Source organism: Methylococcus sp. EFPC2, assembly GCF_016925495.1.
Lineage (GTDB): Bacteria > Pseudomonadota > Gammaproteobacteria > Methylococcales > Methylococcaceae > EFPC2.
The window spans coordinates 2494559-2509701 of record NZ_CP070491.1 but is presented as its reverse complement, the minus strand read 5'-3'; the positions used below and the strand labels follow the sequence as shown (position 1 = coordinate 2509701).

At 50.0% G+C, this 15143-nt stretch carries 9 protein-coding genes; 6 read left to right on the top strand and 3 right to left on the bottom strand.

The genetic code is table 11. The features are described from left to right. Nucleotides 1–164 precede the first annotated feature (164 nt). Complete coding sequence (locus JWZ97_RS10585) at nt 165–1349, top strand: glycosyltransferase family 4 protein (RefSeq protein WP_205428716.1); 1185 nt, start codon at nt 165–167, stop codon at nt 1347–1349. Nucleotides 1350–2667: 1318 nt separating this feature from the next. Here the strand turns inward: JWZ97_RS10585 and JWZ97_RS10580 are convergent. Next, nucleotides 2668–3474: a PEP-CTERM sorting domain-containing protein gene (locus tag JWZ97_RS10580; protein WP_205428715.1), complete on the bottom strand. Its 807-nt coding sequence runs from the start codon at nt 3472–3474 to the stop codon at nt 2668–2670. 333 nt (nt 3475–3807) lie between these two features. Next, nucleotides 3808–6603: an XrtA/PEP-CTERM system TPR-repeat protein PrsT gene (prsT, locus tag JWZ97_RS10575; protein WP_205428714.1), complete on the bottom strand. Its 2796-nt coding sequence runs from the start codon at nt 6601–6603 to the stop codon at nt 3808–3810. A 1900-nt stretch (nt 6604–8503) separates the two neighbouring features. Between prsT and JWZ97_RS20360 the strand changes: the two genes are divergently transcribed. The 4 genes from JWZ97_RS20360 (at nt 8504) to JWZ97_RS10555 (ending at nt 12183) form a co-directional block, all read left to right on the top strand. Then, nucleotides 8504–9019 carry a winged helix-turn-helix domain-containing protein gene (locus tag JWZ97_RS20360; RefSeq protein ID WP_371822622.1) on the top strand — a complete coding sequence of 172 codons (516 nt, stop codon included), beginning with the start codon at nt 8504–8506 and terminating at the stop codon, nt 9017–9019. Further along, the gene (locus JWZ97_RS10565; RefSeq protein WP_371822621.1) at nt 8928–9350 is read left to right on the top strand and encodes a transposase; all 423 of its coding nucleotides are present in this window, start codon (nt 8928–8930) and stop codon (nt 9348–9350) included. The genes JWZ97_RS20360 and JWZ97_RS10565 overlap by 92 nt, the downstream gene beginning before the upstream one ends. A 248-nt stretch (nt 9351–9598) precedes the next feature. After that, nucleotides 9599–10825, top strand: a complete 1227-nt coding sequence (locus JWZ97_RS10560) for an FtsX-like permease family protein (protein ID WP_205428712.1) — start codon at nt 9599–9601, stop codon at nt 10823–10825. Nucleotides 10826–10971: 146 nt separating this feature from the next. Then, on the top strand, nt 10972–12183 hold the full coding sequence (locus JWZ97_RS10555; protein WP_205428711.1) for an ABC transporter permease: 1212 nt from the start codon (nt 10972–10974) through the stop codon (nt 12181–12183). Nucleotides 12184–12374: 191 nt separating this feature from the next. Here the strand turns inward: JWZ97_RS10555 and JWZ97_RS10550 are convergent, their stop codons facing one another. Then, nucleotides 12375–13079, bottom strand: coding sequence for an outer membrane lipoprotein-sorting protein (locus JWZ97_RS10550; protein WP_240342581.1), 705 nt, complete (start codon nt 13077–13079; stop codon nt 12375–12377). Nucleotides 13080–14332: 1253 nt separating this feature from the next. Between JWZ97_RS10550 and JWZ97_RS10545 the strand changes: the two genes are divergently transcribed. Beyond that, nucleotides 14333–15070: an ABC transporter ATP-binding protein gene (locus JWZ97_RS10545; RefSeq protein ID WP_205428709.1), complete on the top strand. Its 738-nt coding sequence runs from the start codon at nt 14333–14335 to the stop codon at nt 15068–15070. The last annotated feature ends 73 nt before the right edge of the window (nt 15071–15143 follow it).

Below are 15143 nucleotides of genomic sequence, written 5' to 3'. Positions count from 1 at the left end.
TTTATCCGGATGGATTAGCGCCGTGATCGCCTATGCTATAGGCGTATTCGTTGTATATAAAGATATAAAGTCCACCCAGCCTCAACACGGTGACATCAGTCGATTTGCCAGGCGCAATCGATAAAAATCGTGGGCGCGAACTGCGTTAACTCCAAAAGAGCAGAATGACGAAAAATCTATTGGACGAATCTATGACAGATGCGAGTCAGCTCGGGCGCCAGGATAAAAGCTCACTGAGCATTTGCATGGTCGCCGATGATTTTTTGCCGGGCAAGACGGGTGTTGGTGTGCACGTGCAGTCTATCGCTAAGGAGTTGATTCGGCGGGGGCATAGGATAAGTGTAATCACGACACGCCGAGGGGAGCAGCCGGCTTTCGAGGTTTGGAACGGTATCAGGATTTACCGTGTATTTTCCGTATGCATATATGGAATGTATCAGGCATTACCCAGCGTGTCGCAAGTGCATGGCATCCTGAAGGAAAATGCGGTCGATATTGTTCATTATCATTATTTGAGCTTGCTTCTAACACAAGCTTACAAGGCGGCCAAAAACTTACAGGTCAAGCACATCTATACGTACCATATGCCGGTTGACATTATTACGCAGCAATTTCTGACTAGGCCTTTTCGCGGCTTGATTTTCAAATTGCATGTGGATTACTGTAACAAATTCGATCTAATTTTAGTGCCTTCGCTGGGCTTGATTAAGCAGATCAGGGAAAGTGGGATCACGACACCAGTTCACTTTCTTAGCAACCCCGTCATGCTCGGTCTTCCCAATGAATCGACCGTGGCGCCGAATAAGGACAAGTTTGTAGTGCTATATGTCGGCCGGTTGAGCCCAGAAAAGAACATTCCATATCTCGTGAAAGGCTTTTCTTTGTTGCAGAAAATACATGGAAATTGCGAGCTTTGGATTATCGGAGAAGGCGATAGAGAGGGGCAGTTGCGCAAGATTTCCGAAGAACTCGGCATTGCGGCGCAGGTAAAATTCTTGGGCTTCGTACAACATGATGACTTAGCACAGTATTATGCGACAGCGGATGTTTTTGTCTTGCCGTCGTTGGTGGAAACGCAAGGGATTGTGGCGATGGAGGCCATGCTTTTTGCCAAGCCAGTAATTGTAACGAATGCCATTGTAGGCGCGCGCGAGCTGGTAGATGACGGTGGCAACGGTTTTATAGTTGATCCAGGTAATATCGAAGATTTGGCGGATAAACTCATACGGCTCAAGGAAGATCCGGAGCTGCGTAATGCCATGGGTGAGCTTGGCTTTCGCAGGTCCGAGCATTATGGAGCTTCTAGGGTCGTCGAAGCGTTGGAGCAGTTTTATTTGGGGCTGTTTTAACTATCCCCGAGTAATGGGCCTGCGTTAGGAGCGTCCAGTACGGACGTGGCGCGCGGTATTGTGAGGCAGTTGCTTTTTTAGGCTGGTGGCCTTGCCAACGCCTGCGTGTGCAAGCTCTCTCATATGGTGGCCGATGCGCAAAAACATACCCGTATAAACCAACCAAAACACTATCGTCGAAATCCAACCAACGATGTGTAAAGGGGCGTCCTTCAGTAGTACGCTAACCAACGATTGGCCGACAATGGCACTTGCCACAAACTTCCACCCAACTGCGAAGGACAAAGGGAAATAGCGGTATAGAAAATCCCGTCCCCGTCCGCCGCCGTTGCAATAGAACGTGAATAACAGGCCAAGGAATGTGAGCGCAAGCGTGAATATCGTATCCGCAAAATCCCAGCTTGTTAGAGGTCCGATCGGTGGCCAAAGGCGAATCGCCGTAACCTGGAAATAGTCGAATCCCGTAATAGCCAAGAAGTAGAAAAATACGCCGGTTTCCGATAGCTGCTTTCGCGCTAACTTGGTTTTCAGGTACCGAGTATCCCAAACGAAGCGATGGTCAAGTGGCATAACTGGAATTAGATATAAGTAAGAGGAATAATTTGTTTATTCCGAGACGATTATATTAGATCTGGTGAGAGCGATAGGCAGACTTAGGGATGATCTAGGTCCTGTTTTGCAGGCACTGTACCCTGGCTATTATTCAATATACGGGATAATAAGCGCTTCTCCATGGTAACTACGAGTTGTCTGTGGTAGAGCAGTGAGTAGGTATTTTCTTTCTCCCCGATACGGAGCTCGCAGGTCCACACCGTGGTACGGCCCGGAATGCTGGCCGAATCGGGCAATCCGCAGAAACGCGGGTAACTCATCCGATCCCGCCCTGGATATTTCATCCGCGCGTTGGAGGGATTGTTCACCCGCTTGAGAAGCAGGAGGCGCGCACCATCGTCTTGGTGGGAAATGGCAGACTACTGCGCTGCGGGCTCCCCGGACGGGGCACCACCCGATCCACTTCTGCCGCTTAGGCGGCGGAGTCAATATCCGCTTCGAATGCCAAGAGAGGTTCGCCCATCTGGTCGATATTCTCCTAACGCAAATCCGCCGCAAACAAATCGGTCTTAATCTCGCTGTTCGAGGGCTTCGACGGTTTGGGCCCTCTCATGGCGCCGAGTCCTACCGATTGATTGACGATGGAGACGATTTTAACGGATGCACGGCAGGAAACTAAGGTTTTTCGGGGTACCCTAGACAACAAAAAAGGAGGGGGTTTTAGCCCCCTCCTTTCTTCGCATCGCCAGACTAACCAGCAGGCAGTTTAGGCGTTGGCTAGCTTCCTTCTGCGAGCGCTAGCCCCCATGCCCAGCAGGCCCATGCCGAGCAGGGACAGGGTGGCGGGTTCCGGGACGGTGGTGATGTTGTCGATCGTCAGGTCGATGGACAGGCCGGTACCCAGCGGGTTCAGTATGACTTGCAGGGCGCCGACGTTGTTCAGGTCAGCCAAGCCAGCCGAGCCAGCCCCACCGTTGGCGGCAACAAATGCGGCATTCTCGAAAGCCGCGAAGGCGAGAGAGAAGGTCTGGTTGCTGACCGGGACCACCGTATCGATCCTGATTCTCGAGAAGTGAGTCGCATCCGTGTATACAATCACGTCAGCCGTAAAGCCTTGATCGGCGAAAATCACATCGAAGCTGAACAGGCTGCCGGTGTCCCACAGATTGATACCGCCCAAACCGGTGGGGTTCAAGATGCCGCCGTCCGCGCCTTCAACACCAACGTTACTGCCGTCCCACTGAATCTGGGCCTCGGCGCCGGCTTGCGTATCCTGGCTGAAGTTGTATACGCCGGCGGTGACGCTGGCGCTCGCGTTAACATTGGCCGGATCCGGAGAGTTGATCAGGTTTACCGAGATGTCACGATTATCGCCAATGATCGAGTTCAAGGGGCTCGGATAGGGATTCGGGTCATTGACCGTACGGCTTTCGGCCACACCATTTGTGGTGACGTCAAAGAACTTGGCTTGAGTGACGGAAAACAGATCGATGACCCTGTCCGCGCTTGCGTTTACAGACACAGCCATTGCCATAGCAAAGGCCGTGCCCAGGAGAAGGGGTTTCTTGTTCATAATAGTACTCCTAAAGTGGTTAGATTCTGGTGCAAGTCAAGCGACAAGCGTTCGCTGCGTCTTGCGTTTATAAATCCAGAAGATTTAGAACCGGCTCATCATCCATCGCTCGGGATGCTTGAAACCAATTCGAAGCCTTAGTCTTAGCGATCTATATGAAGCACGAGTTGTGCCATGGCTAAATTTTTCTAATTATATCAATTAGTTAATTGATTATTCTCGTGAGCCTTAGTGCCCAGAACGGCGTTTTGTAAAAAAAACTGACACTCTCAAGCGACCTCGCCACGCTATGTACTCGACGCCGATTGGTATGGCATGCTGACTTCTAAAGCGTTACCTTTTTTTGAGCTTGGTGAGCAGTGCCTCCGCTTCTTTCCGCTCGTCAAAGTCGTCCTTTCTGCTCAATAAATCGTTCAAGGTGTTCAGCGCATCCTCCTTGGCGCCCTTCTTTTCCTGAGCGATTGCTAAGTGATAGCGGATCAAGGGATTGCTCGGTGCGAGCGCAGCGGCCTCCTGGATGACGCTCAAGGCGCGATCGGCCTGCGATTTTTCAATCAACACCATGGCCAGGGTATCCATCAGACGCGGAGATTTCGGTGCTTTGGCGACGGCCTCTTCGGCATACTCCAGGGCTTTGGTTGGCTCCGACTTCCTCAGGAGCCAAGCCAGGTCGTTCAGGGCGAGGATATAATTAGGATCGATCTTTATGGTTTGCTCCAATTGTTCAATGGCCGCTTTATCCTTGCCGAGCTGTGTATACAAATTAGACCGCGCATAGTGAATGAATGCATCGTTGGGATGTTGTTTGTTCCATTGTTCCAAGGTTGCCAAAGCACGATCCCGGTCTCCAGCCAACCATTGTGTTTGAGCGAGTTTGGTGACCGCCGAGGTACTAGGCGCTTTCTCGAACGCTTTTTGATACGGGGTGATCGCATCCTTGGGGCGATTTTGTAGCACAGTGAGATACCATCCTTGCAGACTCAACACATCGGCATTTTCGGGTTCATCGTTGACTAGGGCAGTCAGTTGTTTTTCCGCTTCTGCGTTTTTCTGCTCCTGAACCAATAGTCTGACCATTGCTATCCGGGACCGGAAAAGCTTGGGGTCGAGAGTTAATGAACGCATCAGCGCTGTTCGCATGCCTTTGGCATCACGGTTATTCTCATATGCAGCAGCCAGCAACAGGTGTGCAGCAGCAGACTGGGGCGCCTCTTTGGCCAATGCTTTAGCCGTTTCCAGCGCTTGGGTTGCGAGGTTATCTTCCAGCTGCGCCTCGGTCAGGGTGGCCAACAGATCCTGACTATCCGGATATCTCGGGCGCACTTCCACCAGCAGGGTTTGGCTGCGACGAGGCTGCCCGAATCGCAAGTAGTGACGGGCAAGTAATATCCGAGGCGGCAAGACATCCGGATGATCTTGCACGATTTGCGTTAACTTGGCCTCCATATCCGACGGCTTGCCTTCCAAGCTGTCCAATTGGGCCAGCCTGAGTTGAATATCGAGATCGTTTGGGTGCGCGTGCAACGCCTCTTGGTAATAGTTACGGGCCACATCGAATCTTTTATCTTTTAAAGCTAGTTGCGCGAGTCTGTCCGACGCCATGGAGTTACCCGGTTCAAGGGTCAATGCTTGTTTAAAGGCTTGCTCGGCATGTGTCTGCTGACCTTGGCCTAAATGCGATAAACCCTCCAGGTTCCAAGGGCCTGGGCTCTTCGGCAAACGTTCCTTGAGGGCCTGAATAGTTTCCCCAGCCTTGGCGTATTCTTTTGCGCTAATCTGAGATAAGGCCAGCAAAATAGCGGGTTGGGGAGACTGAGGATCAATTTGAATGGCCGCCTCGAACTCCTTTGAGCTTTTTTCCTGATTACCGCTACGCATCAATCCCATCCCTAAGTCGATATGGGAGTCGGCAGTATTCGGGTTCAAATTGACGGCTTTTTCCAAATACTCGATTCCCTTCGTTTCGTTTCCCTGGGCCAGCTCGATATTGCCTATTAACCTAAGGGTTGCAATATCATCCGGAAATTGTGCCAGTACCGGTTGCAGGGTTCTCTTTGCTCCTTCTGGGTCATTTAGGCGATATTTGATCGTTGCCAATAGTTTATAGCCATTTACCGATCGTGGAATAATAGACAGGTATCTATTTATTTCATCCTCTGCTTGTGCCAAATGGTTTTGCATTAGATGAGAAAGGCTCAAGAAATAGTGTGTTTGTGCGTATTTGTCATTCAGTTTGAGCGACTGCTCGAAAGCCCCTTGAGCTTCCGCAAATTTATTTTGAGCATATGCCAGGGCGCCGTCGGCAAAATGAGTCAAAAACAAATTTTGGGCTTGTTTTTTTAGTATTTCAATATCCTCCTTTGCTAAGTCGAGTTTCTTCAAGTCAACTCGGACTATGGCGCGATTGGCACGATCAAGTTGATTTAAGGTCCGCCTCTCGATGGCTTTTGTATAACTGTCCTCTGCTTTTGGAAAATCACTTTTCGCTCGATACAATTCTGCCTGTAAACTCCATGCCCTGGCTTCGTTGGGTGCCGATTCCACGGCTTCTGTTGCCAATTTTAGAGCATCGTCGATTCTATTCTCGGCTAGAGCTATACGGGACAACCCAAGCTTAGCGAACGCAGAATTAGCGTCGATGGATAATGCCTGGTGATATTCGGTACTGGCTTGTTGCGGTTTGCCGAGAGCCAGCCACGCGTCACCACGATACGCCGTAAGCTTTGCGCCGTCGGTTGCTGAAAAAGTAGGAGGAATAGTGATTTCATCCAGTATTTGTTGATGCTTGTTTTCAAGTTGGAGGGCTTCAGCTAAAGGGACCAGAATCGCTTCCTTCGCTACGCCCAGCTCCAGTGCTCGTCGCAGTTCTTTTTCCGCATCCCCGCCATTACCAAGCGTTACATCGATTTCTCCTAATAGTCGCCGTGCTTCAGCGTTGTCGGGATTTTTTTGTAATGCTCCCTTTAATTCGATAACTCCCGTGCGAAGGTCGCCGGCGTCGAGAGACTCTTTTGCTTTGGCGAGATGCTCAGTATCCGTCAAATATTTATCACAACTGGTGATTGTTATTCCGATAAAACAAGCGATGGCGGCGGCCGAGTTATATTTCCGAAACAGTTTTTTCTGCATTCGAGCACTCCAAAAAATGACTGCTATTGTAGGTAAATATCAGTCAGTGTTAGTTTTAATTAAAAGAGTAGCGTAGCGCACTAAAATCAGATGAATCTAAGATTCAGGCTATTTGAATTCCGTTATTGGACTAAACTAAACTCAAGTGCGCGATGTATTAGTGCAATAATCGGGAATTTTTAAATAAGAAATTTAATAGGGTGATCATCAAAGCTGTTTCGGAAGATTGCCCTTCTCCTTCTATAAAAAAGCGATAGAAAGTTGTATAAATAAGCCAAATTCCTCATTAGAGCGTAAAACGGTAAATGGGGATTTTTCTTTGAGCAGATAATCTGGCGAAGTCCGGTTTGAATATGGGGGAGAAACGAGGCCCGCTCCTTCAGTGGTTTCGTGCTCAAGCATAGTTTGGATTTTTTCTGCAAAAAGGGAAGGCCTGGGCTCTTTTGATGCGACGCCGCTGGTGCACCAATATCGGGTTAACGATCTGTGCTCAAATAGCGTCATAGCGAATCATGCGAAGAAGCAGCATATTCTGCCGACGCATACTCACCTTAGCCGCCCCGGAAGCGCTCATTGTGGGCTAACTCAACGACTGCTTACAATCTCTTCCGAAAATCTCATAACCGAAGCCGTGCCGAAACGGCCAGATTTCAGTTCTCGGTGCAGGAGAGAAGCATGCCACCACGCTACTGAGCGATTCTTCGCGAAGGGATGCTCACCAGCGGTGTTTTTATCCCTATTAATGCTTATATCATAGGCACTTGACGTTTCCGTGGGTGACAGTACCTGCTACAACGCGTTCTAGCGGTCTTCGGCGTCGAAAAATCGTTGCCTTGTTGGCTGGCCGCGAATTCGTCAGCGAAGATTAGTTGACCTGGCTTCAGCAGCAACGCTTTCCATTTCATCAGCGCCTCTAGCGCAATACCCTCACCCCCGTCCTGGAACAAGCTTATTCGTGCGGACCGGCTGTTTACCACCCTCCAACTCGGCCAAGCCATGGACCTGATCGGATAGCGTCTCGTCTGGGAGGCTTCGTCTCCGTGTCCGCGCTGCGTCTGCCTAACGGCGACTTTCTTATCATCACCAACTCGCTCGCGCCGCAGCCCCAGACATTGGGGTCTATGTCCGCCGTTGGGAGATCGAAACCCTGTTCGGCTGCCTGAAATTCCGGGGCTTCAACGTCGAGGATACCCGCCTCGTCCGTACCGAACGCCTCAGCAAAATGCTCACCTTGGCCTTCGCCTAGTCTTATCATGCCGGCGAATTGCACCGCGAGCAGTCGCCCATTCTTTTAAAAAAACCTTCAGCGACCGCTCAAGTCCATTTTCCGCCACGGACTCGACTTCCTACGCCACTGTCTGCTCAAGCTAGCCGAACGATGGGTTGATTCCCTCTGGTGCTTGAGAGTTTTGTCTCGCACTTAGCAGGTTGCCATACGCGCTGAGTACCGCAGTCAGGGGGGGATCAGGCCATGTTAATCGCGGCATTGAGACACCAATCCGGTTACGATCTTGGGGGGGGCGTCTCCACACGAAAGGTATGTTCATCCCTAGGGGCGTCAAGAGTCCCTGACACGACCCTTAGTAGCTAGCGTGATTCGGTTGTCATCATCTCTCGCAGAGGAAGCATTGATTGCAGACGCGCATGCGTCAGCGTCATCGGCCAGGCTATTAGCCCGGCCAAATAATACCGATACCGTACGTAGTCTTGTAAAATTTGGGCATGGAAGCAGAACGAATCGATGCTCGAAAACTGGATCCTGCGGCACGGTAGCAATGACGTCGTACGGTCATCCGCTCGCACCGGCGCGGGCATAGTCAGACGGCGATCGCGAAGGAACTCGGGTTACGCCGCCCCGCGGTAACAAGACTGGTTGCTAAAAGCCGAAACGGGGTATGGCGTGCAAGAGGCCAAGCGAGGTCGGCCCAAAGGCAACGGTCGCCGCCTCACGCCCGCTCATGGAAGCATTCTCCAGAAAGACCTGGTGGACAAAACGCCGGATCAAGTGAAACTGCACTTTGCCTTATGGAGTGCGCAGGCGGTGCTGGCGCATATACAGGCCTGTTTTGGCGCGAATCTCCCAGTGCGCTCGGTCAGAAACTATCTGAAGAGCTGGGGATTCACGCCGCAGCGCCCGCTCAAACGCGCCTTCGAGCAACGACCGGCGGTGGTACAAAAGTGGCTCAGCGGGCGGAAGTCTGTCGGGGCGATGAAACGGCGGTCAGTTCGGTCGAGCATTATCCGCGCGGTTACGCGCCGCGGGGGAAAACGCCGGTGCTGGGGCTGCCCCAGTCCAAGCGGGAACGTATCAATCTCACTCGGCCATTACCAACCAGGTCAAGATGCGCTTCATGATGTACCGAGAAACGCTCACGGCCGACGTCTTCATCCAATTTCTTCAGCGGCTGGTCCGTGAAGCGGGGCGGAAGGTGATTCTAGTCCTCGATAACCTGCGGGTTCATCACAGCCAGGCGGTCAAAGAACGGCTGGCCGGCAAGATGGACCAGATAGAGCTGTTTTTCTTGCCCAGCTATTCCCCCGAGCTCAATCCGGATGAATACCTCAACGCCGACATCAACACGCGGATGAGTGCCGCCGAATCCGTGCGCGACGGGGCTCACTTGAAGCGCAAGGTGACTTCGCACTTGCGCTCGATCCAAAAACGGCCCGCCCGCATCCGCGCTTATTTCAAGTGCCTCCTATCAAGTATGCCGTTTAGTGCATACGATATTTTATGGCCGGGTTAATATCTTGCTTTCCTGCTGGCGTACATATAATCTCATGACAAATCAGCAGTAAAGCCCATACACGACATGGCTCTGTGTTTCTCGTGCCGGATGCGCGGTATGCACGGCTTTTCGCGCCGGATGATGTATGCTAACTTTTACTTGCGGTATCGTATTTTGCGACCAGCTGTCGATGTATTACGATTCGCTTTCAATATTCACCCTCGTTCCGTTGGTAATTGCAGCTCCATTGTGCTCCGGGTTTGGTAATGACTCAATTCAAGCTGGCAATACGTAATGTGATTCGCCACAAGCGCCGCAGCGGGGTCGCCATCATAGCGATTGCCTTTGGAGTGATGGCCTTGCTGTTATCAGGCGGGTTTATCGAATGGATACTCTGGTCGACACGCGAGTCATATATCGAGTCCCAGTCCGGTCATGTTCAGCTTACCAAGCGCGGTTACTTTGACAAAGGAGCTGCGGCTCCGTTTGAGTATTTGCTCCCGGTGGATTTGCCAATACTAAACACAATTCGACAAAGTGCGAATTTTAAGGCCATGGCCCCACGGTTATCATTTGGTGGCTTGATAAGTCATGGCGATACCTCAATTTCATTTTTGGGCGAAGGGGTAGACCCGAAATTAGAAGCGAATGTAAGCCACGAACTTCATATTATTAAGGGCGCTGGATTTTCGAGCGAAGAAACTGCAGGCATATTGATAGGAACAGGCCTCGCGAAAAGTTTAGGTGTAGAAGTTGGCGACCCCGTTGTATTAATGACTAACGCGGGAGACAAGGGGTTTAATGCTATCGAAACGCCGGTCGACGGGATTTTTCTGACGGCAGATAAGTCTTACGATGATTCTGTTGCGAGGATACCTATTGGATTGGCTAGAAAATTGTTGCGCATATCAGGGAACCAAGTTTGGGTTATTCTCCTTGATAAAACGGAGCATACAGGACACTTTACCGAGTCGTTGAAACGATTGATTGCTGAGTTAAGGATAACGGACCTCGAAGTTGTTCCTTGGAATGAGCGTGCCGATTTTTACAACAAAACCGCTCGTCTTTTTACCCGACAAATGTCGATTGTACGCGTTATTATCGGCGTTATCATCGTTTTAACGATTTCAAATGTTCTAATTATGAGCGTATTCGAGCGTACGCGAGAAATTGGAACCGTTATGGCTCTGGGATTAAAGCATAGAAATGTGATGCATTTATTTGTAGCGGAAGGAACTGTTCTGGGCTTATTCGGGGGTGTGGTCGGTGCGGTTGTCGGGGTTTCTCTAGCGGAGATCATCTCGAAAATAGGTATTCCTATGCCTCCTCCGCCAGGAATGACGGTTGGTTACACGGCTGAGATTCGCGTAACGACCGAGTTGGTCGTCGGTTCGCTGGTCTTAGCTTTAGGGACGACGGTGGTTGCAAGCATTTATCCTGCATGGAAAGCCGCTAATCTTCAAATTGTGGACGCTTTGCGCCATGGCCGGTAATTTAAGTTAAGAGTTAGCCGAGGGAGTGAAATGCCATTAAACTAGAGTGGCATGACGAATATTCCGCTTTATGGAGAGGACATAATTGAAGGCGGAGAGTCACGTTTGTTATCGTTCTCACGGTCCAAAATACGAGGTATAACGATTTGTTTCGACTCGCTTTCCGTAACATTTTCAGGCATGCGGGCCGTACCCTGCTGACTCTGACAGCCATTGCTCTTGGCGTGGCCGGCATTATTCTAACCGGTGGTTTTGTGGAGGACATATTCATCCAATTGCGCGAAGCTACCATTCATTCGCAGTTGGGTCATATTCAGATTTATCACTCAGGGTATTACGAGGTCGGCCAGCGCGACCCATTCAAATATCTCATGGAGTCGCCCGGTATATTGCTGGATCGGTTGAAAGGGACTCATGACGTTAACGATGTGATGACGCGTCTTAATTTTTCCGGTTTAGCCAATAATCGCAAGGCGGATCTTCCTATTATTGGGGAAGGAATTGAGGCTAATAAAGAAAACCGCCTTGGTACGTTTTTGTCCATCGTGGAAGGACGCCAATTGGTGGACTCGGACGCTACGGGGATTTTACTAGGGAAAGGTGTAGCCAAGTCTTTAAATTTAAGGCCAGGAAATTTTCTTACGTTGCTCGTGAATACGCCTGAAGGGGCACTGAATAGTCTCGAATTTGAAGTGGTAGGTATTTTCCAAAGTTTTTCGAAAGAGTTTGATGACCGAGCGGTCCGGATTTCGTTGCAGGCGGCACAGGACCTGTTGGCTACGACGGGAGTGCACAGCGTGGTGGTTTTGCTAAATGACTCTGTTCGCACCGATGCAGTACTTGCGGAGATGAAAACGTATCTTCCTGGGATGGGGTACGAGGCTAAGGCATGGTACGAGCTGGCCGATTTCTATAGCAAGGTCGTTGACTTGTATAAAAGCCAATTTGGCGTTCTGCAACTGATCATACTTATCATGGTTTTGCTGAGTGTCGCCAACGGCGTAAATATGGCGATCTATGAACGAGTCGGAGAAATAGGTACATTAATGGCACTCGGAAACCGTCGTAGCTATGTGTTTCGATTGATCGTAAGTGAGTACACGCTATTAGGCCTTATAGGTGCGGGTCTTGGCGTTGTCGTGGGTATTGGCGCCGCTTGGGCGATCTCGGAAATTGGCATTCCCATGCCTCCCCCCCCGAATTCGGAGTTGGGGTATTCAGCCTATATTCGCATCGTGCCGGAAGTTATCGTGATTGCTGCGTTGGTCGGATTTGCCGCGACCAGCGCTGCGGCAGTAATTCCTGCCATTAGAGCGTCCCGGCTGCCCGTTGTTGACGCTTTGCGTAATAACATTTAGCTGGGGCAGTGTCATGTTATCTCAACTCAGTTGCCGCAGACCTAAATCATAAATATAGCATGCTCATACTTAACGGAATGGGAAAAGATTTTTCCGATTAAGCGCCAATATTACAGCAAATAATAGCGCTTGGGGCCAGTAAGCTGTCGTGGCAGAAGAGGTGGGGTATTCTAATCCATTCACTCTCACAACTATTCCAGTTTTTTTAGGTAGTCTTTGGTGAAGATTTTATCAGGTAATTCGCGGCGTTTCATATCAGAGTATACCAACAACGACTGTTCGTTGCTTAAAGCATCAATCAAGAGAAGCTCTGTAGGCCGTATTTCGCCCTCCATCTGTTTAAAATTGCGGTAATGGGCGGTCTTTATAAGGTGATTTGAAAGCGAGTAGAACTCGGCTTTAAACGGCCGATAGCTGGTTTTATCAATCCAGTAAAGTACTCGGTGATAGGTTACGGTTCGATCAACGGCATTAAGTTCAAGGACATGATACGATGTGTTATTGATCGTATCAGTGCGTAACAGCGTAGGAGTGTAGTCGCCGGTAAAATTGGCGCGCGCCATATCACCATTTGCCACTTGTCCGGTTAGTCTCTGTGAAAGCGGTAGGCGTACTGGCTGAGACACAGAGGGCATGAAGACCCAGAGATCGCGACCCTTCATCAGCAAAATCTGTCCCCGGTCGCTCGCCGGTTCAGTTGTGTGGACAATCGTATTTTCGTTGCCTTTTGAGAGGACTTGATATTCGTGGACATCTGGCTGGGAGTCGGCCGAGGTCGTGGTTATTACCACTTTTACCTGAAAGTCGGTGGCAGGAAAACGAATGTGATCTGCTTTTGTAACTAATTCGACGGGATCTTCAGCTGCGGCAGGGTGTATAAAAATAGCACCTAGCATCAGCGCCACGGCGATTCCAAAAGATAACCTGACGAATCGGTGCGGTACGTTTTTTTGTGAATGCCTGATAATCATGAAAAGCCTTTGAAAAGTTGGATTTTAATGTGTTGAAGCAAGCTGTTCGTCGTAACGCTTCTGTTCTTTGTGCCTACGGTTAGCTAACTAAATGCCGCACTATTAAGTTCCTAGCAGACAGCCAGTTGGTGTCTGAGCCGAAAACGGTCCCGATCTTGTATATCGCCTGTTCTAGTTCTTTCGGCGTGAAGGATTAGGGTGGCAGTCATTCGAGTTTTATCTTTTTCCATAGAATTTCGATCCGGTTCAACTTCGGGTTGTACTGCGGCGGGAAGCAAAACGTCATACCTTTATACATCAATGGTTTCAAATTCGGTTCCTGCGCTTTCGCTGTCCAGATCAAGGCATTGTTCAGAATCGCCACCATCGGCTTGCTAATCCGCTCGACAACGTGGTCCGAACTATGACCACCAAGTAGTCACGCTCCAGACGCGTTAACAGCGCTTCATTCTCTACCAAATTGCTAAATTGCTGGCATTGGTCGTCCATTAGTTTGCTCGGCGCCCCGATTCCTGGCCGGTCCGGCACGCTTACCATACCGGATTTCAGCTACTTGCGCCGCCGAATCCGCGTCGCTTCACGGTGCAGGACCTGCTGCTGCCCCGCGAATTGGACGCTGTGCCTGGGCGGCCAGCACAACACAATCGTCTCCGCCCTGATCACGCTAGTGCCAATCTTCGCCCTTTTGATGATCCCGAACATGCATTCACGCCCGTCGTCTTTCAGCGCAAGCAGTGCAATCCGTGCCACTGCTCGCTCGATCATTCTTGGCCGAGCAGGTCGCGAGTTTACGGCAAATCAACTTGACGCGAAGCACATAACTAGCCACTATTTTCCGTACAAAAACGTACCTAGAATCGGGATACATGCTCCCTCAGTATGTACGCTATTTAGGGGGGGCAGATTAATAGTTTCGCCATTGGCATGCTCCATCAGTTCTTTTGGTAGCTAATGAATCAACTTGTTACGGCTCTTTGCGTAGGGATTTTTCGTGAATGTGTATGTAGATTAACGGTAAGTCTAGCACGTTAGTTTGTCGTGACCAGCGTGGAAAGGGCAAGTAATGACGGGAAGTTGCCGGAATCCATCGTTTTTTCCGTGGGGAAATTGGTATCGGACTGCTTTCTGACAGAATTTATGCTATGTTCAAGCAAATGTTGTTCAGTAACTAGGTTAATATGGAAGTCGTTAGGGTTTTTCATGCCTCCAAAAGCTATTTGCTAGGTAAGCAACGGGTTGATGCGCTGGTCGACGTGTCGTTATCCATTGAGGCTGGTGAGTTTCTTGCAATCGCAGGCCCTTCCGGTAGCGGCAAGTCTACGCTACTTAACTTGATAGGATGTATCGATAAGGCGTCGAGTGGCCAGATATTTATCGGTGGCATGGAGGTTAGTCGTTGTGGGGCCAACCAACTTGCTGATATTCGATTGCATACCATTGGTTTCATATTTCAGACTTTCAATCTTTTGCCTGTTTTATCGGCTTGGGAAAACGTCGAATATCCCCTGCTATTTCGAAAGGATATGAGCCGCAAGCTCCGATCCGAACGAGTGAAATATTATCTCGATATGGTTGGATTGAGCGTTTACGCCGGGCATAGGCCGAATGAGCTAAGTGGAGGGCAGCGGCAGCGTGTTGCTATAGCTAGGGCTTTAGCTGGTAATCCGCGAATTGTGCTCGCGGACGAACCGACTGCGAACCTTGATTCCAAAACGGGTCAGGAGGTGCTGGAGCTAATGAAACAAATCAATGAAGCCGAACAGACCACATTTATTTTTTCAACCCACGACCCACGTGTTATGGGTATGGCTCACCGAATTGTGAAAATTTCGGACGGGCGCCTTGTTGCGAGTGATCAAGCCGCGGATACCATACGGGGCATATACAGCCCGTTTTTGGGTGATGTTGAGCACTAAGCGTATGGATGAAATCGAATTTCAGATGTTCTTAACATACGTTTATGCCCGCAAATACGATTCAGGCGTTATC

Bases quoted from the DNA above. Each gene is read 5' to 3' on its own strand.
- JWZ97_RS10585 (WP_205428716.1), top strand. From the start codon at position 165: ATGACGAAAAATCTATTGGACGAATCTATGACAGATGCGAGTCAGCTC.
- JWZ97_RS10580 (WP_205428715.1), bottom strand. From the start codon at position 3,474: ATGAACAAGAAACCCCTTCTCCTGGGCACGGCCTTTGCTATGGCAATG.
- prsT (WP_205428714.1), bottom strand. From the start codon at position 6,603: ATGCAGAAAAAACTGTTTCGGAAATATAACTCGGCCGCCGCCATCGCT.
- JWZ97_RS10560 (WP_205428712.1), top strand. From the start codon at position 9,599: ATGACTCAATTCAAGCTGGCAATACGTAATGTGATTCGCCACAAGCGC.
- JWZ97_RS10550 (WP_240342581.1), bottom strand. From the start codon at position 13,079: ATGCTAGGTGCTATTTTTATACACCCTGCCGCAGCTGAAGATCCCGTC.
- JWZ97_RS10545 (WP_205428709.1), top strand. From the start codon at position 14,333: ATGGAAGTCGTTAGGGTTTTTCATGCCTCCAAAAGCTATTTGCTAGGT.